This window comes from Rhodosalinus sp. K401 (genome assembly GCF_041365735.1).
GTDB lineage: Bacteria > Pseudomonadota > Alphaproteobacteria > Rhodobacterales > Rhodobacteraceae > Rhodosalinus.
This window is the reverse complement of the sequence record NZ_JBGFSI010000006.1, coordinates 115107-134166: the sequence shown is the minus strand read 5'-3', so window position 1 is coordinate 134166 and position 19060 is coordinate 115107. Positions and strand designations below refer to the sequence as shown.

General features: G+C 69.5%; 20 protein-coding genes and 1 tRNA gene. 12 read left to right on the top strand and 9 right to left on the bottom strand.

Annotation, left to right across the window (positions count from 1 at the left end; genetic code table 11):
- Positions 1 to 39 precede the first annotated feature (39 nt).
- Positions 40 to 1635 (bottom strand): phosphoglycerate dehydrogenase, encoded by a 1596-nt coding sequence (serA, locus tag AB6A66_RS09115; protein ID WP_371055627.1) that lies wholly within the window; start codon positions 1633 to 1635, stop codon positions 40 to 42.
- Positions 1636 to 1766: 131 nt separating this feature from the next.
- Positions 1767 to 2924: a phosphoserine transaminase gene (locus tag AB6A66_RS09110; RefSeq protein WP_371055626.1), complete on the bottom strand. Its 1158-nt coding sequence runs from the start codon at positions 2922 to 2924 to the stop codon at positions 1767 to 1769.
- Between the two features lie 161 nt (positions 2925 to 3085).
- Between AB6A66_RS09110 and serB the strand changes: the two genes are divergently transcribed.
- Complete coding sequence (gene serB, locus AB6A66_RS09105) at positions 3086 to 3970, top strand: phosphoserine phosphatase SerB (RefSeq protein ID WP_371055625.1); 885 nt, start codon at positions 3086 to 3088, stop codon at positions 3968 to 3970.
- A gap of 33 nt (positions 3971 to 4003) precedes the next feature.
- Here serB and AB6A66_RS09100 read toward each other — a convergent pair whose 3' ends face one another.
- Positions 4004 to 5026, bottom strand: coding sequence for an asparaginase (locus AB6A66_RS09100; RefSeq protein ID WP_371055624.1), 1023 nt, complete (start codon positions 5024 to 5026; stop codon positions 4004 to 4006).
- Between the two features lie 180 nt (positions 5027 to 5206).
- Between AB6A66_RS09100 and AB6A66_RS09095 the strand changes: the two genes are divergently transcribed.
- From AB6A66_RS09095 to AB6A66_RS09080, 4 genes are all read left to right on the top strand, one after another.
- Positions 5207 to 5743 carry an invasion associated locus B family protein gene (locus AB6A66_RS09095; protein ID WP_371039284.1) on the top strand — a complete coding sequence of 179 codons (537 nt, stop codon included), beginning with the start codon at positions 5207 to 5209 and terminating at the stop codon, positions 5741 to 5743.
- Positions 5744 to 5847: 104 nt separating this feature from the next.
- Entirely contained in the window at positions 5848 to 7026 is a 1179-nt protein-coding gene (gene rlmN / locus AB6A66_RS09090; RefSeq protein ID WP_371055623.1) for a 23S rRNA (adenine(2503)-C(2))-methyltransferase RlmN, read from the top strand.
- 50 nt (positions 7027 to 7076) lie between these two features.
- Entirely contained in the window at positions 7077 to 8036 is a 960-nt protein-coding gene (locus AB6A66_RS09085; protein WP_371055622.1) for an amidoligase family protein, read from the top strand.
- Positions 8033 to 8743 (top strand): gamma-glutamyl-gamma-aminobutyrate hydrolase family protein, encoded by a 711-nt coding sequence (locus tag AB6A66_RS09080; RefSeq protein ID WP_371039287.1) that lies wholly within the window; start codon positions 8033 to 8035, stop codon positions 8741 to 8743. The genes AB6A66_RS09085 and AB6A66_RS09080 overlap by 4 nt, the downstream gene beginning before the upstream one ends.
- A 9-nt stretch (positions 8744 to 8752) precedes the next feature.
- On the opposite strand, the gene AB6A66_RS09075 is transcribed toward AB6A66_RS09080, so the two are convergent.
- The 3 genes from AB6A66_RS09075 to AB6A66_RS09065 all read right to left on the bottom strand — a co-directional run bounded on the left by AB6A66_RS09075 (position 8753) and on the right by AB6A66_RS09065 (position 10998).
- Entirely contained in the window at positions 8753 to 9100 is a 348-nt protein-coding gene (locus tag AB6A66_RS09075) for a hypothetical protein (RefSeq protein WP_371055621.1), read from the bottom strand.
- On the bottom strand, positions 9097 to 10056 hold the full coding sequence (locus AB6A66_RS09070; protein WP_371055620.1) for a DnaJ C-terminal domain-containing protein: 960 nt from the start codon (positions 10054 to 10056) through the stop codon (positions 9097 to 9099). The genes AB6A66_RS09075 and AB6A66_RS09070 overlap by 4 nt, the downstream gene beginning before the upstream one ends.
- Positions 10057 to 10137: 81 nt before the next feature.
- Positions 10138 to 10998 (bottom strand): TIGR00730 family Rossman fold protein, encoded by an 861-nt coding sequence (locus tag AB6A66_RS09065; protein ID WP_371055619.1) that lies wholly within the window; start codon positions 10996 to 10998, stop codon positions 10138 to 10140.
- Positions 10999 to 11107: 109 nt separating this feature from the next.
- Here AB6A66_RS09065 and dapD point away from each other — a divergent pair, with 109 nt between their 5' ends.
- A complete protein-coding gene (gene dapD, locus AB6A66_RS09060) occupies positions 11108 to 11935 on the top strand; it encodes a 2,3,4,5-tetrahydropyridine-2,6-dicarboxylate N-succinyltransferase (protein WP_371055618.1) in 828 nt (275 codons plus the stop codon).
- Between the two features lie 64 nt (positions 11936 to 11999).
- Here the strand turns inward: dapD and AB6A66_RS09055 are convergent.
- Positions 12000 to 12075 (bottom strand) — tRNA-Lys (locus tag AB6A66_RS09055).
- Positions 12076 to 12215: 140 nt separating this feature from the next.
- On the opposite strand from AB6A66_RS09055, the gene dapF reads away from it, so the two are divergent.
- The 3 genes from dapF to AB6A66_RS09040 all read left to right on the top strand — a co-directional run bounded on the left by dapF (position 12216) and on the right by AB6A66_RS09040 (position 14949).
- The gene (dapF, locus tag AB6A66_RS09050; protein WP_371055617.1) at positions 12216 to 13019 is read left to right on the top strand and encodes a diaminopimelate epimerase; all 804 of its coding nucleotides are present in this window, start codon (positions 12216 to 12218) and stop codon (positions 13017 to 13019) included.
- Entirely contained in the window at positions 13016 to 14272 is a 1257-nt protein-coding gene (mtaB, locus tag AB6A66_RS09045) for a tRNA (N(6)-L-threonylcarbamoyladenosine(37)-C(2))-methylthiotransferase MtaB (protein WP_371055616.1), read from the top strand. Before dapF ends, mtaB begins: the two co-directional genes overlap by 4 nt.
- 74 nt (positions 14273 to 14346) lie before the next feature.
- Complete coding sequence (locus AB6A66_RS09040) at positions 14347 to 14949, top strand: glutathione S-transferase (RefSeq protein ID WP_371055615.1); 603 nt, start codon at positions 14347 to 14349, stop codon at positions 14947 to 14949.
- Between the two features lie 9 nt (positions 14950 to 14958).
- Here the strand turns inward: AB6A66_RS09040 and AB6A66_RS09035 are convergent, their stop codons facing one another.
- Positions 14959 to 15618 carry an outer membrane protein gene (locus AB6A66_RS09035; protein WP_371055614.1) on the bottom strand — a complete coding sequence of 220 codons (660 nt, stop codon included), beginning with the start codon at positions 15616 to 15618 and terminating at the stop codon, positions 14959 to 14961.
- Positions 15619 to 15876: 258 nt separating this feature from the next.
- Here AB6A66_RS09035 and petA point away from each other — a divergent pair, with 258 nt between their 5' ends.
- From petA to AB6A66_RS09020, 3 genes are read left to right on the top strand one after another with little or no spacing between them, the layout of a single operon-like run.
- Positions 15877 to 16440 (top strand): ubiquinol-cytochrome c reductase iron-sulfur subunit, encoded by a 564-nt coding sequence (petA, locus tag AB6A66_RS09030; protein WP_371038675.1) that lies wholly within the window; start codon positions 15877 to 15879, stop codon positions 16438 to 16440.
- 12 nt (positions 16441 to 16452) lie between these two features.
- Entirely contained in the window at positions 16453 to 17796 is a 1344-nt protein-coding gene (locus AB6A66_RS09025; protein WP_371038676.1) for a cytochrome bc complex cytochrome b subunit, read from the top strand.
- 17 nt (positions 17797 to 17813) lie between these two features.
- Positions 17814 to 18629: a cytochrome c1 gene (locus AB6A66_RS09020; RefSeq protein WP_371038677.1), complete on the top strand. Its 816-nt coding sequence runs from the start codon at positions 17814 to 17816 to the stop codon at positions 18627 to 18629.
- A gap of 57 nt (positions 18630 to 18686) precedes the next feature.
- On the opposite strand, the gene AB6A66_RS09015 is transcribed toward AB6A66_RS09020, so the two are convergent.
- Entirely contained in the window at positions 18687 to 19058 is a 372-nt protein-coding gene (locus tag AB6A66_RS09015) for a hypothetical protein (RefSeq protein WP_371038678.1), read from the bottom strand.
- Positions 19059 to 19060: the final 2 nt, after the last annotated feature.

Here is a 19060-nt window from a genome sequence, read left to right as displayed (position 1 = left end):
TCAAGCCGGACCCGGCCAGCCCGCGCCGCGCGGGGGCGGTCACGCCACGTCGAACTCCAGCGGCTTCACCTGACCGAAAAGACCGGTCGCCCGCAACTCCTCGACCGCCGGGGCCGGGATCGGCGCGTCGACATAGAGAAGCGCGATGGCCTCGCCCTTCGCGGCTTTCCGCCCCAGGGTGAAGTTGGCGATGTTCACGCCGTTCTTGCCCATGGTCTGGCCGAGCGTGCCGATGATGCCGGGCACGTCCTCGTTGGTGGTATAGACCATGTGCCGCCCGATCTCGGCGTCGATGTTGATGCCCTTGATCTGGATGAAACGCGGCTTGCCGTCGGAAAACACGGTCCCGGCGATCGAGCGTTCGCGCTTGCCGGTCACCACGGTCACCTTGACGTAGCCTTCGAATACGCCCGATTTCGCCTGGTTGGTCGTCGAGGTCTTGATGCCCCGCTCCTGCGCGATGAGGGGCGCGGAGACCATGTTCACGTCGGGATTGGCGCGCTTCATGATCCCGGCGATGACCGAGCAGTTGAGCGCCTCCAGGTTCATCTCGGAGACCGAGCCGTCATAGAGGATGTTGATGGCCTGGATCGGCTCGTCGGTCATCTGGCCGATGAAGCTGCCCAGATGATCGGCCAGCTTGAGCCAGGGGCCCATCACCTTGGCCTCCTCCGCGGTGACCGAGGGCATGTTGAGCGCGTTGGTCACCGCCCCAGTCAGCAGGTAGTCCGACATCTGCTCGGCCACCTGGAGCGCGACGTTCTCCTGCGCCTCGGTGGTGGCCGCGCCCAGATGCGGCGTGCAGACCACGCCCGGCAGGCCGAAAAGCGCGTTCTCGGTGGCGGGCTCGACCTCGAAGACGTCGATGCCCGCGCCCGCGACATGGCCGGATTTCACCAGCTCGGCCAGCGCCGCCTCGTCCACCAGCCCGCCGCGGGCGCAGTTGACGATCCGCACGCCCGTCTTCGTCTTTTCCAGGTTCTCGCGGCTCAGGATGTTCTTCGTCTGGTCGGTCAGCGGCACGTGCAGCGTGATGAAGTCGGCCCGGCCGAGCAGCTCGTCGAGCTCGACCTTCTCGACGCCCATCCTGTCGGCCTTCTCCTGGCTGAGGAAGGGATCGTAGGCCACGACCTTCATCCGCAGGCCGCGGGCGCGATCGCACACGATGGAGCCGATGTTCCCCGCCCCGATCACGCCCAGCGTCTTGGCGGTAAGCTCCACGCCCATGAAGCGCGATTTCTCCCACTTGCCGGCATGGGTCGAGGCGCTGGCCTCGGGGATCTGGCGGGCGACGGCGAACATCAGCGCGATGGCGTGCTCGGCGGTGGTGATCGAGTTGCCGAAGGGCGTGTTCATCACGATCACGCCCTTCTTGGAGGCCGCCTCGCGGTCCACGTTGTCCACGCCGATGCCGGCGCGGCCGATGACCTTCAGGTTGTCCGCCGCCTCCAGGAGCTTCGCGGTCACCTTCGTCGCCGAGCGGATCGCGAGCCCGTCATAGCCGCCGATGATCTCCTGCAGCTTTTCCTTGTCCTTGCCCACCTCGGGCATGAAATCCACCTCGATCCCCCGGTCGCGGAAGATCTGCACGGCGGTGTCCGACAGCTTGTCGGAAACGAGAACCTTGGGAGCCATTTTTGTTTTCCTCGAAGAACGGCGCGTGCCGGGCACGCACCCTGCTGTTGGGTTGCTGGTCCCGGCGCCCTTCACGACGCGCCGGGCGGGATATCGGGGGTGGGGCGCGTGCCAGGCACGCGCCTTCGGTATCACGCGGCCTGGGCCTGCTCGGCGATCTGGGTCTCGAACGCCCAGTCGAGCCAGGGCAGCATCGCCTCTATGTCGGCAAGCTCCACCGTGGCGCCGCACCAGATGCGCAGCCCCGGGGGCGCGTCGCGGTAGGCGCCCACGTCGAGCGCCACGCCCTCGGCCTCCAGCCGCTTGGCCACCGCCTTGGCGAAGGCGGCGCCATCGGCGATCCGCGCGTCGGTGAACTTCAGGCAGACGGAGGTGTTCGACCGTGTCGCCGGATCCTTGGCGAGGTTCTCGATCCAGTCGCGGGCCTCGCAGAACTCCCAGACGGCCTTCGCGTTGGCGTCGGCCCGGGCCTTCAGCCCCTCGAGCCCGCCGATTTCGCGCGCCCAGTCGAGCGCGAGAAGGTAGTCCTCCACGCAGAGCATCGAGGGCGTGTTGATCGTCGCGCCCTCGAACAGCCCCTCGTTGAGCTTGCCGCCCTTCGTCATGCGGAAGATCTTCGGCAGCGGCCAGGGCGGCGTGTAGCTTTCGAGCCGCTCGACCGCGCGGGGGGAAAGGATCAGCATCCCGTGCGCCGCTTCGCCGCCCATGACCTTCTGCCAGGAGAAGGTGACGACGTCGAGCTTCTCCCATGGCAGGTCCTGCGCGAAGGCGGCGGAGGTCGCGTCGCAGATCGTCAGGCCGGCGCGGTCGTCCGGGATCGCGGCGCCGTCGGGCACGCGCACGCCGCTTGTCGTCCCGTTCCAGGTGAAGACCACGTCGGCGTCGAAATCGACCTGCGAAAGGTCCACGATCTCGCCGTAGTCGGCCTCGCGCACGGTGGCGTCGAGTTTCAGCTGCTTGACGGCGTCCGTGACCCAGCCCGCGCCGAAGCTTTCCCAGGCGAGCATCTCGCATGTCCGCGCGCCGAGAAGCGACCACATCGCCATCTCGACCGCCCCGGTGTCGGAGGCGGGCACGATCCCGATGCGGTAGTCGTCGGGCACGCCGAGGATTTCGCGCGTGCCCTCGATCGCGGCCTTGAGCTTCTCCTTGCCCACCGCGGCGCGATGGGAGCGCCCGAGCGGCGCGTCGGCCAGCCTGCCGAGGGTAAAGACGGGGGGTTTGGCGCAGGGGCCGGAGGAAAAACGCGGATTGCCCGGCCGCGTCGCCGGTTTGGTCGAAGCCGTCATGTCGATATCCTTCCAGATATTCGCCCCTCGTTGGGGAGGGGTGTCCCGCGAACGGGGTTAGGACCGTTTCGCGCCTTTCACAAGATGGAAAATGTCGCTAGATCGCGCGAAAGCGTCGCATCGGCTCGATGCGCGCCCACGATAGGAAACGCCCCGCCCCCATGCAGACCGTCACGCTTCTGACCGACCCCGCCCGCCCGACGCTGGAGACCGCGCTCGTTGAGAGCCTTCGAAACGCCTGGGGCGGAGGGGTCGCGCGCTGGCTTTCGCCCGGCGAGGCGGCGGAGTTCGAGGTGCCCGCGCCGCCCGGCAACCTCCGGGATGTCTGGGAAGAGCTTCAGCGCCTCGGCGTGGACCTCGCGGTGCAGCAAGCGGGCGATCGGCGCAAGAAGCTGCTGGTGGCGGACATGGACAGCACCATGATCCGGCAGGAATGCATCGACGAGCTGGCCGAGGTCGCGGGCGTGGGCGCGCATGTCCGCGAGATCACCGCGCGGGCGATGAACGGCGAGCTGGATTTCGAGGGCGCGCTCAACGAGCGCGTGGCCCTGCTCGAGGGGCTCGACGAAGCGGTGATCCAGGAGGTGCTCGCCTCGCGCATCACCCCCATGCCGGGAGGCGCTGCGCTGGTGGCGACGATGCGCGCGGCCGGCGCGCACACGCTTCTCGTCTCGGGGGGCTTCACGGCCTTCGCCGGGCCGGTGGCCGAGGCGATCGGCTTTAACGAGGCGCGCGCGAACCTGCTGGAAAGCGTGGACGGCAGGCTCACGGGCACGGTCGCGCGGCCCATCCTGGGACGTGACGCCAAGGTGCGCGCGCTGGAGGAGACCGCGGCGCGCCTCGGGATCACGGACTCCGAAGTGCTGGCCGTGGGCGATGGCGCGAACGATCTCGGAATGCTGGAGCGGGCGGGCCTCGGGGTCGCGCTTCATGCCAAACCCGCCGTGCAGGCGCTTTGCGAGGTCCGGGTGAACCACGGCGACCTGACGGCGCTGCTTTACCTGCAGGGATACGCGCGGTCGGAGTTCACCGCGGCCGGCCGCTAGCGGATGGTGGACGCGGCCGCGGGGCGCGCGCGGTCACGGCGCGGCGCTGCGCGTCGTGGCGGGGGCCCGCAGCGCGTCGGCGGGCCGGATCGATCCCGTCTCGATGCCGCGCCGGTTCCGGATCGGCGCGTCCATCCGCCGCCGCACCGCCGGGTCGCCGGCCTCGAGCACGCCGAGCCGCACGAGCAGTGCGGCCATCGCGCATTCCGAGGCGCGCGTCGCGCCGTCGGCGATCTTGAGCGCGATGCCGAGGCCCATCTCGGGCAGGATCGCGGTAAAGACGCCCTCGGCCCCGGTCTTGATCGCCGCGCGACCGCCGGCGGCGCGCATGAGTTCGGTGCAGGCGCGGCCCTCCCCGGCCACGAGATCCGGATGCGCCATCATCGCCGCCACGAGCTCCGCCGCGGCGCGGCTGGCGGAGTCGGCCCGCTGCTCCGCCGTGGCGAACCACGCCATCGCCCGCGCGAGCGCCGAAAGCCGGGTCGCGAAGTTCGGGACCGAACAGCCATCGATGCCGTAGCCGGGGCTCGGCTCGCCGGTCACCTCCTCGAAGGCGGACCGGCAGGCGCGCTGCACGGGATGATCGGGGGCGACGTAGTCCGGCCCCGCCCCCAGGTGGCGGGCCAGCGTCAGCATCCCCGCATGCTTGCCCGAGCAGTTGTTGTGGATCTGCGAGGGCTGCTCATGGGCGCGGATCAGGGCGAATTTCGCCTCCCTGTCATCGGGCATCTGCGGCCCGCAGCGCAGCTCCGCCTCGCCCATGCCGAGGCTGTCGAGCCACGCCGCGACCCGCCCGGTGTGGATCGCCGCGCCGTTGTGGGAGGCGCAGGCCAGCGCGAGCTGCTCGCTCCCGAGTCCCGCCTCGCGCGCCGCGCCCGAGGCGACGAGCGGAAGCGCCTGGATCATCTTCACCGACGAGCGCGGCAGGATCACGGCATCGGGATCACCCCAGGCCTCCAGCACCCCGGAAAGGTTCGCGATGACCGCGTGGCCGGCGTGCCGGCTTTCCAGGAACGGGCCGCGGTGGACCTCTGTCATCAGCGTTGCGTCCGGCATCCGGTTTTCCCCTCACGAAACGGCGATTTTCCGCCAACCGCTCTTTCGCGCGCCGGGACTTTGACGCTAGATTGCGGCGTGCCACATAGGCATGTGACCGCCCGCGCGCCCGCAACAGAGCCGGCCAACGGCTAGCGCGACAGGCGGTATCGAGGCAAGGACGGCATGGAGGCTGGAGGCATGATGTCACGGATCGCGCTGGGCGTCGTCGGCGCGCTGGCCCTTTTGGCGCCCGCCGGCGCGATGGCCCAGGACGAGCAGAGCACCAACCGGGTCGCGGCGGAGACGGACTGGAGCGTCTTCGTCGAGGATGATCCCACCGAATGCTGGGCGGTGTCCCAGCCGAAGGAGACGGTGAACACCCGCGACGGCCGCGTCGTCGCCGTGCGCCGCGGCGACATCCTGCTCTTCACCTTCTTCCGCCCCGGCGCGGGGATCGAGGGGCAGGTGACCTTCACCGGCGGCTACCCCTTCGCCGAAGGGTCCACGGTGAACGTGAACATCGGCGGCACCGAATTCGAGCTTTACACCGACGGGGAGTGGGGCTGGCCCGCCACCGCGGAGGATGACCGCCGGATCATCGAGGCGATGAAGGCGGGTGTGGATGCCGTGCTCACCGCGCGCTCGAGCCGGGGCACCACCACGAAGGACACCTTCTCCCTCCTGGGCTATACCGCCGCGCTGGAAGAGGCCCAGCGGCGCTGCTCGGGCGACTGATCGGGCGCGCGCCCTGCGCCGGACGCGTCCACCGCCCCGCGACCCCTTTGGCGCGGGCGCGCGAATCCTATATGGGTGGGACGTCTTTCAGTTAGGATAGCCAGATGTCAGCCAGCGCGCCGATCACGCAGGATCTCGTCACCATCCCCCGGAAACTGCCGGAGGGACGGATCAATCTCGTGGGCCTCACCCGCGAGGCGCTGCGCGAGACGCTCGTGGCCCACGGCACGCCCGAGAAACAGGCGAAGATGCGCGTGGCGCAGCTCTGGCAGTGGATCTACCATCGCGGCGCGCGCGACTTCGCGGAGATGACGAATCTCTCCAAGGCCTACCGCGCCGAGCTGGCCCGCCATTTCACCATCGAGATCCCCGAAGTGGTCTCGAAACAGGTCAGCGCCGACGGCACGCGCAAGTATCTCGTGCGGATCGCCGGCGGCCACGAGGTGGAGACGGTCTATATCCCCGAGGAAGGGCGCGGCACGCTCTGCATATCGAGCCAGGTGGGCTGCACGCTCACCTGTTCCTTTTGCCACACCGGCACGCAGAAGCTGGTGCGCAACCTGACCGCCGGCGAGATCGTGGGTCAGGTCATGGCCGCGCGCGACGACCTGGACGAGTGGCCCAGGCCCGGCGAAGGCATGGGCGAGCGGCCGCGCCTCATCTCCAACATCGTGCTCATGGGCATGGGCGAGCCGCTCTACAATTTCGAGAACGTGCGCGACGCCATGCAGATCGCCATGGACGGCGAGGGGATCTCGCTCTCGCGCCGTCGCATCACGCTGTCCACTTCGGGCGTCGTGCCCGAGATCATCCGCTGCGCCGAGGAGATCGGCTGCCTGCTGGCGGTGAGCTTCCACGCCACCACCGACGAGGTGCGCGACCGCCTGGTACCGATCAACAGGAAGTGGAACATCGCCACGCTGCTCGACGCGCTGCGCGCCTATCCGCGGCTGTCGAACTCCGAGCGTATCACCTTCGAATACGTGATGCTGAAGGACGTGAACGACAGCGATGCGGACGCGCGGCGGCTTGTCAGACTGATCGCGGGCATCCCAGCCAAGATCAACCTGATCCCGTTCAACGAATGGCCAAGCGCGCCCTACGAGCGTTCCGACTGGGAGCGGATCGAGGCCTTCGCCGACATCGTGTACAAGGCGGGCTACGCCGCGCCGATCCGCACGCCGCGGGGCGAGGACATCATGGCCGCCTGCGGCCAGCTCAAGTCCGCGACCGAGCGCGCGAAGAAGCGCCGCGCCGAGATCGAGGCAGAGGCCGGCCTCTGAAAGGCGCCGCAGCTCTCGCATCACCGCATGAGGCGGGGTATGTCGGCGCCATGACTCGCTTCGCCCCCCTTCCCAGCCCCGAGAACAGCGATGGGCACGCCCGGCGCACCGGCGTCGAGGTGGAATTCGGCGAGCTGAGCGAGATCGCGGCGGCGGATGTGATCGCGAAGCATCTCGGCGGGCGCGTGGTGTCCGTGGGCGGTCACGACCGGCGGGTTGAGGACAGCCGCATCGGCGGCATCGATGTCTACCTCGACACCGCGCTCCGGGAAAAGCTCGCCAACTGGCCGCGGCTTCTCGATGCCGGGCGCGAGCTTGCCCGCGAGGTCGTTCCGGTGGAGATCGTGACGGAGCCGCTCGACCGCGACGGGCTTCTCGCGCTCGACGACGCACGCAAGGCGCTGCGGGAGGCCGGCGCGACGGGCAGCCGCGCCGGCGTGGTCTTCGGCTTCGGCGTGCATCTCAACGTGGAAATCGTCTCGGACGCGGCGCAGGACGTGGTGCGCCCGCTCCTGGCCTACGCGCTCGTGGAGGATTGGCTTCGCCTCGCCGCCCCGATCAACGAGGCGCGCCGCGTGCTGCCCTTCACCGACCCCTATCCCACGAGCTTCGTCCGGCGTCTCGTCGCGCTGGGCCCCGAGGCCGGGCTGGCGCCGGTGATCGACATCTACCTCGAGGAGACGCCGACGCGAAACCGCGGTCTCGACATGCTGCCGGTCTTCGCCCATCTCGACCCCGATCGCGTCGCGGCGGCGATCACCGGCGCCACCTCGGCGCGCCCGGCCTTCCATTTCCGGCTGCCCGACTGCCGGATCGACGAGTCCGACTGGTCGCTCGACCTGCCATGGCGGCAATGGCGCACGGTCGAACGGGTCGCCGCGGACGGCGATCTTCTCGGGACGCTCGCGACACGGTGGGAGGCTGCGCATGGCGCCGTGACCCTGTTCCGCGGTGCCTGGGGCGAGGAGGCGGGCGCGATCCTCGCCGCCAGGGGGATAGAGACGCCGTGAGCCCCCCGCGCATCGCCGTGACCGTCTCGCGCCGCTCGGGATGGCGGATCTTCCCGTGGATGGCGCTGAACATCTGGTGGGCGGGCGGAAGGGCCGTGCGCTGGGAGGCGGGGCGCCCGGCCGACCTAGACTCGGTGGACGGGCTGGTGATCGGCGGCGGCGACGACATCTCGCCCGATCTCTACGGCGGCCGGATCGTCACCTCGGCCCGCCTCGACCCCGACCGCGACGCGCTGGAACGCGAGCTCGTCAAGGCGGCGCTCGTCCGCGACAAGCCCGTGCTGGGGATCTGCCGCGGCAGCCAGATGCTCAACGTCGCGCTGGGCGGCTCGCTCCACCAGGACGCCTACGCGGTCTACACCCGCAGCGACCGCCGCTGGACGGTGCTGCCGCGCAAGCAGGTGCACGTTCACCCCGGCACGCGGCTTGCCGCGCTCGCCGGCCACGAGCCCATGCGCGTGAACGCGCTTCACACCCAGGCGGTGGACCGGCTGGGGGACGGGCTGCGGGTCGCCGCGCACGACCTCGGCGGCATGGTGCAGGCGATCGAACGGGTGGAGGAGCCCTTCGCCCTCGGTGTGCAGTGGCATCCGGAGCACCTGATCTACGCGCGCCGCCAGCGCCGGCTTTTCCGCGCGCTCGTCGAGGCCGCGGGGGCGCGGCAGCAGGCGGCGCGCCAGATGCCGGCGGTGGACCGGATCGACTGACCGGGCCGTCTACCCGGCCGCCGCGGCGCGCGCCTCCCGCACGCGCCGGGTGACCCGCGCGCAGAAATCCGGATCGGCGGCCTCCAGCGCGTCGAGCAGGGCGCGCAGTTCCGCGCGCACCCCGTGCAGCTGATCGACGAGCGACATCACCAGGCCCAGCGCATCCTCGTCGAGCGCGTGGCTCTCCGCGAGATCGCAAAGAAGCTCCAGCCGCGCGATGTCCATCTGCCGGAACTTCGGCCCGTCTTCGGAGTGGAGCGGGCGGACGAGATCGGCCTCGATGAAGGCGACGAGCTGCGTCTCGGTCAGCCGCGCGACAGCGGACACGGTCTCCGTGCGTGTGTAGAGGCATTTCATGTCGGCATCCCCTCGCGTGGATCGTGGGCGTGCTCCTCGCGCCAGCGCTGCATGAAGGCTTCGAGCTCTGCATCGATCTCGGGCGGCGCCACGATCGACAGCTCGACCAGCTGATCGCCGCGATCCTTTCCGCCCCGCCGCTTCGCGCCCCGGCCGCGCAGCCGCAACACCCGTCCGCTGCTGGCGCCCTTGGGGATGGACAGGTTCACCGGCCCGTCGATGGTGGGCGTGCGCACCTTGCCGCCCAGCACCGCCTCGTCGATGGCGATCGGCAGGGTGACATGTATGTCGTCCCCCTCGCGGCGGAAGATCGGGTGGGGCTCGACCTCCAGCGTCACGTAGGCGTCGCCCGGCGGCCCCTCGCCAAGGCCCGCGCCGCCCTTGCCGCGCAGCCGCAGCGTCTGCCCGTCCGCCGCGCCCTCCGGGATCGTCACCTCGAGCCGCCCGCCCTCGGGCAGCGTGATCTGCGTGCGCGTGCCGCGCGTGGCGTCGAGGAAGGGCACCTTCAGCGTGTAGTGGCGATCCGCCCCGCGGGCGTGGACCTCGCGCGCGCCGCGGCCGAAGCCACTCGCGAAGGGCCCGCCGCCCTGCCCCCGCGCGCGCAGGAACTCCGCGAAGATGTCGGACATGTCGTCCTCTTCCCCGAAGGCGTAGGCCCCGGACCGGGCGCCGCCGCGATAGGGGTTGCCCGGCTGCTCGGCGAAATCGCGGTAGAACGGCTGCGCGCGCTCCTGCCCGGTCTCGTCGATCTCGCCACGATCGTAGCGCGCGCGCATCTCGGGATCCTTGAGAAGCTCGTAGGCCGCGTTGGCGGTCTTGAAGCGCGCCTCGGCGGCCGGGTCGTCGGGCTTGAGATCGGGATGCGACTCCCTCGCGATCTTCCGGTAGGCCTTCTTGATCTCGGCCTCGCTTGCGGTCTTCTCGACGCCCAGCGCCTCGTAGGGATCGAAACTCATGGGCCGGCTCCTCGCGCGTCCGCGTTCCGCCCCCGATGTGATACCGCTTCGCGGCCGGGATACAAGGGGCGCCCCGGGCGCTCAGCGGCCCGGGATGCTGCCGCGCTTGCCCATCGGGCCCCAGTTCTCGATGATCTCGACGGCCTCTTCGGCCGTTTCCGCGTAACGGAAGAGCGACAGGTCGTCGTCCGAGATCGTGCCCGCCTCGGCCAGCGCGTGCCAGTCGATGATGCTCTCCCAGAACTCCCGCCCGAAAAGCAGGAACGGAACCCGCGTCATGCGGCCGGTCTGGATCAGCGTGAGCGCCTCGAACATCTCGTCCATGGTGCCGAAACCGCCGGGGAAGATGCAGATCGCGTTGGCGCGCATCAGGAAGTGCATCTTGCGGATCGCGAAGTAGTGAAAGTTGAAGCAGAGATCCGGGGTCACGTAGGGGTTCGGGATCTGCTCGTGGGGCAGCACGATGCTGAGGCCGATGCTCTCGCCGCCGGCCTCGTGCGCGCCGCGGTTGCCCGCCTCCATCACCCCCGGCCCGCCGCCCGTGACGATCACGTTCTCTCCGGTGCCGAGGCTGCGCTCGGTCATCATGCGCGCGAACTCGCGCGCCACCTCGTAGAAGCGCGAGAGTTCGGCCAGCCGGGGCGTCTTCGCCCCTTCCGCCTTCGCAGGCTCCGGGATGCGCGCCCCGCCGAAGAGCACGATCGTGCTCTGCACGCCGTGGGCGTCCATTAGGAGCTGGGGTTTCAGAAGCTCGAGCTGCAGCCTGACCGGGCGCAGCTCGTCGCGCAGCATGAACTCCTCGTCCACGAAGGCGAGGCGGTAGGCCGGCGCGCGGGTCTGCACCGTGCCGGGCTTGTGCTCGGCGGTGGACCGGTCCGTTCCGGCGTCCGGGAACGGGCTGCGGCGATCGTCCTTCGTCGGGGCGCGTCTGTCCTGCGTCATGGCGCTCTGACTAGCGCAGCCGCCGCGGCTGCGCGAGGCCCGATTGTGCCGCCGTCCCGCTCGGCCTATACCCACCCCGAAGAGGAATTTCCGGAAGGAGAGGCACGGCATGTCCCACGCCCGGCTCGAAGCCGCAATCGACGCCGCCTGGGAGGCGCGCGACACCATCACGCCCGCCACCGGCGGCGAGGTCCTCGAGGCCGTGGAGGAGACGCTCCAGGCGCTCGACACGGGCGCGCTTCGCGTGGCCCAGCGCGGAGAGGACGGCGACTGGCACGTCAACCAGTGGGCCAAGAAGGCGGTGCTTCTGGGCTTTCGGCTGCATGACATGCAGGCGCAGGACGGGGGGCCGCAGGGCGCGCACTGGTGGGACAAGGTGGACAGCAAGTTCAAGGGCTGGGGCGAGACCGACTGGCGCGCGGCCGGTTTCCGCGCGGTGCCGAACTGCGTCGTGCGCCGGTCGGCCTATGTCGCGCCCGGCGTGGTGCTGATGCCGTCCTTCGTGAATGTCGGCGCCTATGTGGACAGCGGCACGATGGTCGATACCTGGGCCACCGTCGGGTCCTGCGCGCAGATCGGCAGGAACGTGCACCTGTCGGGCGGGGTGGGCATCGGCGGCGTGCTGGAACCGCTCCAGGCCGACCCCACCATCATCGAGGACAACTGCTTCATCGGCGCCCGCTCCGAGGTGGTGGAAGGCTGCATCGTGCGCGAGGGCTCGGTGCTCGGCATGGGGGTCTATATCGGCAAGTCCACCAAGATCGTGGACCGCGAGACCGGCGAGGTCTTCATGGGCGAAGTGCCGCCCTATTCCGTCGTCGTCTCGGGCTCGATGCCCACGAAGAACGACCTGAACCTCTACTGCGCGGTGATCGTCAAGCGCGTGGACGAGAAGACCCGCGCCAAGACCGCGATCAACGATCTTCTGCGCGCCTGAAGACGCGCGCCCGGCCCCCGGGCGCGCCGCGACCGCGAAACAGAATTGTCGGTTTGATCGGAAGTGGTGAGCCGTGCAGGATTCGAACCTGCGACCCACTGATTAAAAGTCAGTTGCTCTACCAACTGAGCTAACGGCCCACGAGGCGTGTGTGTATGAATCGCGTTCGGAGGGGTCAACCCCGAAAATAGCCGCCCGTGCCGCGGTGCTCTGGATTCGCCCCGGCGCTCCGATTATATCCGCGCGCATGGGTCAAGGCGCAACTCCCGGCCAGCCGTTCATGAAGATGCACGGGCTCGGCAACGATTTCGTGGTGCTCGATGCGCGGCAGGGCGGGGGCGCGCCGTCGCCGGCGCTTGCGCGCGCGCTCGCCGACCGGCACCGCGGCGTGGGCTTCGACCAGCTCGCCGTCATCCATCCGGGCGAGAACGCCGACGCGCGGCTCGAGTTCCTCAATGCCGACGGCTCGCCCTCGGCGGCCTGCGGCAACGCCACACGCTGCATCGCGCGGCATCTGATGGAGGAGACGGGGCGCGACCGGCTTCGCCTCGCCACGGCGCACGGGGTTCTGGAGGCCGTGGACGCGGGCGGCGGCCTCACTTCCGTCAACATGGGCGCCCCCGGCACCGACTGGCACGACATCCCGCTCGCCGAGGCCATGGACACGCTGGAACTGCCGATCGAGGGCGCGCCCACGGCCACCAGCATGGGCAACCCGCACTGCACCTTCTTCGTGGAGGACGCGGAGGCCGTGCCGCTCGCGCAGTTCGGCCCCCGCTACGAGACGCACCCGCTCTTTCCCGAGCGCGCGAACGTGCAGGTGGCCAGCGTGATCGCCCCGGACCGGCTGCGGATGCGGGTCTGGGAACGCGGCACCGGCATCACGCTGGCCTCCGGCTCCTCGTCCTGCGCCGTGGCCGTGGCGGCCGCGCGGCGCGGACTCGCGGGGCGGCAGGTGGCGGTGGTTCTCGACGGCGGCGAGATCGGGATCGACTGGCGCGAGGACGGCGTGTGGATGACGGGGCCCACGATGCACGTGTTCTCGGGCACGCTCACGCCCGACTTCCTGGAGGAGGCGGGATGAGCGCGCCCCGTTTCACCACGCTCGGCTGCCGGCTCAACGCCTACGAGACGGAGGCGATGAAGGAGCTCTCCGCCGCCGCCGGCCTCGGCGACGCGGTGGTCGTCAACACCTGCGCGGTGACGGCGGAGGCGGTGCGCAAGGCGCGGCAGGAGATTCGGCGCCTGCGCCGCGAGAACCCCGAGGCGCGGCTGATCGTCACCGGCTGCGCCGCGCAGACCGAGCCCGGGACCTTCGCCGCGATGGGCGAGGTGGACGCGGTGATCGGCAACGCCGAGAAGATGCGCGCCGAGACCTGGGCGGGTCTCGCCGCAGACTTCGTGGGCCAGACCGAGCGCGTGCAGGTGGACGACATCATGTCCGTGCGCGAGACGGCGGGGCACCTGATCGACGGGTTCGGCACCCGCTCGCGCGCCTATGTCCAGATCCAGAACGGCTGCGACCATCGCTGCACCTTCTGCATCATCCCTTTCGGACGCGGGAATTCCCGGTCGGTGCCGGCGGGTGTCGTCGTGGACCAGATCGCGCGGCTGGTGGAGGCGGGGTACAACGAGGTGGTGCTGACCGGCGTCGACCTCACGAGCTGGGGCGCGGACCTGCCCGCGGCGCCGCGCCTCGGCGATCTGGTGCTGCGCATCCTGAAGCTCGTGCCGGATCTGCCGCGGCTCCGGCTTTCCTCGATCGATTCGATCGAGGCGGACGAGAGCCTCATGCAGGCGATCGCGACCGAGCCTCGGCTGATGCCACATCTTCACCTCTCGCTTCAGCACGGCGACGACCTGATCCTGAAGCGGATGAAGCGCCGGCACCTGCGCGACGACGCGATCCGCTTCTGCGAAGAGGCGCGGCGGCTGCGCCCCGACATGACCTTCGGTGCGGACATCATTGCCGGCTTTCCCACCGAGACCGAGGCGCATTTCGAGAACGCGGTGCGGCTGGTGGAGGAGTGCGGCATCACCTGGCTGCACGTCTTTCCCTACTCGCCGCGGCCCGGCACGCCGGCCGCGCGGATGCCGCAGGTGGACGGGCGCGCGATCAAGGACCGCGCGCGGCGCCTGCGGGCAGCAGGCGCGGCGCGCGTCGCGGCGCATCTCGCGGCGCAGCACGGGCGCACGCACCGGGTGCTGATGGAGCATCCGCGCCTAGGCCGCACCGAGCAGTTCACCGAGGTGAGCTTCGCCGAGGATCGGCCCGAGGGCGCGATCGTCTCCGCGACGATCGAGGGCGACGACGGCGCCCGGCTTCTCGCCGCCTGAGGCGCGGCGCGGGCGGAGATGGACAGTGCCCCGCCGCGCGCCTAGGCTTCGCGCGACGCCACGGGAGCATCGCAATGCAGCTTCTCACCGCCCCGCCCTCCCCCTTCGCCCGCAAGGCCCGGGTCTGCCTGATCGAGGCGGGCCTCGCCGACGATGTCGAGGAGGTGAACGTCGCGGCCTCCGCCCTCGCGCCCGACCCGGCGATCACCTCCCACAATCCCCTGGGCAAGATTCCTGCGCTGATCCGGGAAGACGGCCCCGCGCTTTACGACAGCCGGGTCATCTGCCGCTGGCTCGATGCGCGTGCGGGCGCAGGGCTCTATCCCGACGCGCGGCTCTGGGAGACGCTCACGCTCGAGGCGACGGCCGACGGGATCATGGATGCCGCGGTGCTGATCGTCTACGAGCACCGTTTCCGGCCCGAGCCGCACCGCTCCGAGGACTGGATCGAGGGCCAGTGGGGCAAGATAGCGCGCGCGCTCGACACGCTGGAGGCGCGCTGGATGAGCCATCTGGCAGGCCGCCTCGACATGGGGCAGATCGCGCTGGGCTGCGCGCTGGGCTACCTCGACTTCCGTCACCCCGACAGGCCCTGGCGGGCCGGGCGCGGCGCGCTCGACGACTGGTACGCGGTGTTCGGCGAGCGCGCGGCGATGCGGGCCACGCGCCCGGCCTGACGCGCCGCCTCAGAACTTGTAGCTCACGCCGACATTGATCGCGTTGGTGTAGAGGTCGGTTTCGAAAGAGCCGCCGCTGTCGAGATCGACGTCGTTCCACGACGCGGTGAACTGGTATTCGCCGAAGGCCGCCCAGCTTTCGGTGAGGTCGTAGCTCGCGCCCGCGAAAAGGCGCACGGCCGGCCCCGTGAGCTGGTAGCCGTAGGTGCGCGGCCCGCCGGCGCTGGCCTGCACGTCGACATGCGGGATCGCGACCCCGACACCCGCACCGACATAGGGCGTGACACCGCCCCACATGTCCTTCCAGCGGCGCTGCGCGTTCACGGTGACGATGTTGTGCCCGTCGGTCAGCTCGAAACGGTCGAAGCCGAGGGCTGCGCGGTCCGAGTCGGGCATGTAGGCCTTGGTATGGGTCGCCTCGAAGCCCCAGCCGAAACTCTCGCTCCGCCAGAACGTGACGCGCCCGCCATAGTAGGGCGGCATGTCGAACGACTTTCCGTCCCAGCCGATTGTGCGGGAAAACGCGCCCGCGTCCGGGTCGCTGCCCTCGACACGGCTGTGCGGCAATGTCTGCCAGCCGATGTAGAGGCCGAGTTCCGTCTCCGCGGCAGCGGGCATCGACAAGAGCCCCGAAAGGGCCGCGCCGAGGGCGATCGTCCACCGTTGCATTCGCTTGTACCTCGCTATCTACCGCGTGGGACCGCGGGGTGCCCGTTCTTTACGCCTCCTCGCGGGCGGGCTCAACCGTCCTGGCGGGCGGGCTGAACCGCGACCAATCGGCGCTCCCGGCCGATGGCGGGCCGGGTTGCGCTGGACGGGGGGACGCCACCCCGCTAAATAGCCACTCGACCGCGGGGGCTTGCGCAAGCTCCCTGGTGGCATGACCATTCCAGGGGCCATGGCCGGCCCAAGCAAGGAGATGACGACGTGTCCCACGCCGAAGACCACGACAGCAGCCGGAGGGATTTCCTCTATTACGCAACGGCGGGCGCCGGGGCCGTGGCCGCAGGCGCCGCGATCTGGCCCCTCGTCGACCAGATGAACCCCTCGGCCGACGTCCAGGCACTCTCGACGATCCGCGTCGACGTGTCGGGCGTCGAGCCCGGAACGCAGCTGACCGTGAAATACCTGGGCAAGCCGGTGTTCATCCGCCGCCGCACCCCCGAGGAGATCGAGGCGGAACGCCAGGTGGAGGTCAGCACGCTGATCGACCGGGAGGCCCGCAACCCCAACATTCAGGGCGACACGGCCGCGACGGACGAAAACCGCACGCTGGACGAAGGTGGCGAGTGGCTGGTGCAGATCGGCGTCTGCACCCATCTCGGCTGCGTTCCCATCGGTGACGGCGCCGGCGACTTCAACGGCTGGTTCTGCCCCTGCCACGGCTCGCACTACGACGGCGCCGGCCGCATCCGGAAGGGGCCCGCGCCCGAAAACCTTCACATCCCCGTCGCCGAATTCGCCGACGAGACCACGATCAAGCTCGGGTAAGGAGACGCACCAATGTCTGGTATCCCGCACGACCACTACGAGCCGCGGAGCGATGGCGAAAAGTGGCTTCACCGCCGTCTGCCCATCGCGGCCCTGCTCTACGACACGATCAAGATCCCCACGCCCATCAACCTGAACTGGATGTGGATCTGGGGCATCGTCCTGACCTTCACGCTGGCGTTGCAGATCATCACCGGCATCGTGCTCGTGATGCACTACACGCCGCATGCCGACATGGCCTTCGCCAGCGTCGAGCACATCATGCGCAACGTGAACGGCGGGCACTTCCTGCGGTATCTGCACATGAACGGCGCCTCGCTGTTCTTCGTCGCCGTCTACGCGCACATCGCCCGCGGGCTCTACTACGGGTCCTACAAGGCGCCGCGCGAGATCACCTGGATCATCGGTATCCTGATCTACCTGCTGATGATGGCGACGGCCTTCATGGGCTACGTGCTGCCGTGGGGCCAGATGTCGTTCTGGGGCGCCACCGTGATCACCGGCCTCTTCGGCGCGATCCCGTTCATCGGCGATTCGCTGCTGGTCTGGCTGCAGGGCGGCCCGGCCGTCGGCAACGCGACGCTGCAGCGGTTCTTCTCGCTGCACTACCTTATGCCGTTCATCATCGCCGGCCTCGTGATCGTCCACATCTGGGCCTTCCACACCACGGGTAACAACAACCCCACCGGCGTGGAGGTGCGGCGCACCTCGAAGGCGGAAGCCGAGAAGGACACCGTTCCCTTCTGGCCCTACTTCGTGATGAAGGACCTGTTCGCGCTCGGCGTGATCTTCATCATCTTCTTCGCCATCGTCGGCTTCATGCCGAACTATCTCGGCCACCCCGACAACTACATCGAGGCCGACCCGCTGGTGACCCCGGCGCACATCGTTCCGGAGTGGTACTTCCTGCCCTTCTACGCGATCCTGCGCGCCTTCGACGACTCGGTCTGGATCGTCCAGTTCACGAGTTTCATCACCGGCGGCATCATCGACGCCAAGTTCTTCGGCGTGCTGGCGATGTTCGGCTCGATCATCGTGGTCGCGCTGGTGCCTTGGCTCGACACGTCGAACGTGCGGTCGGGCCGCTACCGGCCGATGTTCAAGTGGTGGTTCGCGCTCTTCTGCGTCGACTTCTTCGTGCTGATGTGGGCGGGCGCAATGCCGGCGGAAGGCATCTACCCGGTCATCGCCCTGATCGGCGCCACCTACTGGTTCGCCTTCTTCCTCGTGATCCTGCCGCTCCTGGGCGTGCTGGAGAAGCCGCAACCGCAGCCGGCGACCATCGAAGAGGATTTCAAGGCCCATCTCTCGTCCGACGAAGGCACGGCCAAGCCCGCCGCCCAGCCGGCCGAGTGAGAAAGGACGCAAACGACATGCTGAAGAAACTCGCAGCCTCCGCGGCCCTGTCGCTCGCAGCCACCGGCGCTTTCGCCGCCGGTGGCGCCGGGGATGTGCAGGATTTCGCCTTCTCCTTCGAGGGGCCGTTCGGAACCTACGACCAGGCGCAGCTCCAGCGCGGCCTGCAGGTCTATACTCAGGTCTGCTCCGCGTGCCACGGGCTGGAACATGTGCCGATCCGCACGCTCACCAGCGAGACCGGCCCGGGCATGCCGGCCGATCAGGTTCGCGCCTACGCCGAGCAGTTCATGGTCATCGACGCGGCCTCGAATCCCGAACTCGTGGATGACGAAACCGGCGACCTGCGCCCGCTGCGGCCGACGGACCACTTCCCGGCGAACGAAACGCAGGGCGCGCCCGACCTTTCGCTGATGGCCAAGGCCCGGGCGGGCTTCAGCGGCCCCTACGGCACCGGCATCGCGCAGCTCTTCAAGGGCATGGGTGGTGCGGAATACACCGCGTCGCTGCTCCTCGGCTACACTGGAGAGGACAAGGTGGAGGCCGGCGCCGTGCTCTACGAGAACACGGTGATCGACGGCGGCTGGATCAACATGGCCCCGCCGCTTTACGAAGGTGCGGTGGAATACGCGGACGGCACGCCCGCGACGGAAGAGCAGATGGCCAAGGACGTGGCCGCCTTCCTGATGTGGACGGCCGAGCCCAAGATGATGGAACGCAAGCAGGCCGGCTTCACCGGGGTGCTGTTCCTGACCATCCTGACCGTGCTGCTTTACCTCACCAACAAGCGTCTCTGGGCGCCCGTCAAGGCCCGGGCGAAGAAGGGCGAGTGACACCGCTCGCCTGAACCGGATCCCATCGCCCCCCGCGCCCCGGCGCGGGGGGTTTTTTCATGCGCCGTCGCGGCAGTGACGGCGGAAGGCCCGCTTCAGCAGATCCAGCTCCTCGCGCAGCAGCGCGATCTCGGCGCGAATGTCGTGGTCGAGCGCTTCGCCCGCGAGAATGCAGAAGCTTTCCAGCGTCTCACCGCTTGCCCCGTCCCGGATGACGAAGGTCTGCACCCCGTCGGCGATCGCGGCGGCCGGCACCGGCACGCTGAGCCGCCAGAGCGCGCCGTCCTCGGCGGACTGTTCCAGCCGCACGCCTTCGACGGGGCGGGCGTCGTGCAGCACCTCGATCTCGGGCGGGGCCGACGCGCCGGACACGAGGCCCTCCCACAGGCCGCCGGAAAGCCGGGTCTTCGTCACGGTCAGCGTGGACATGG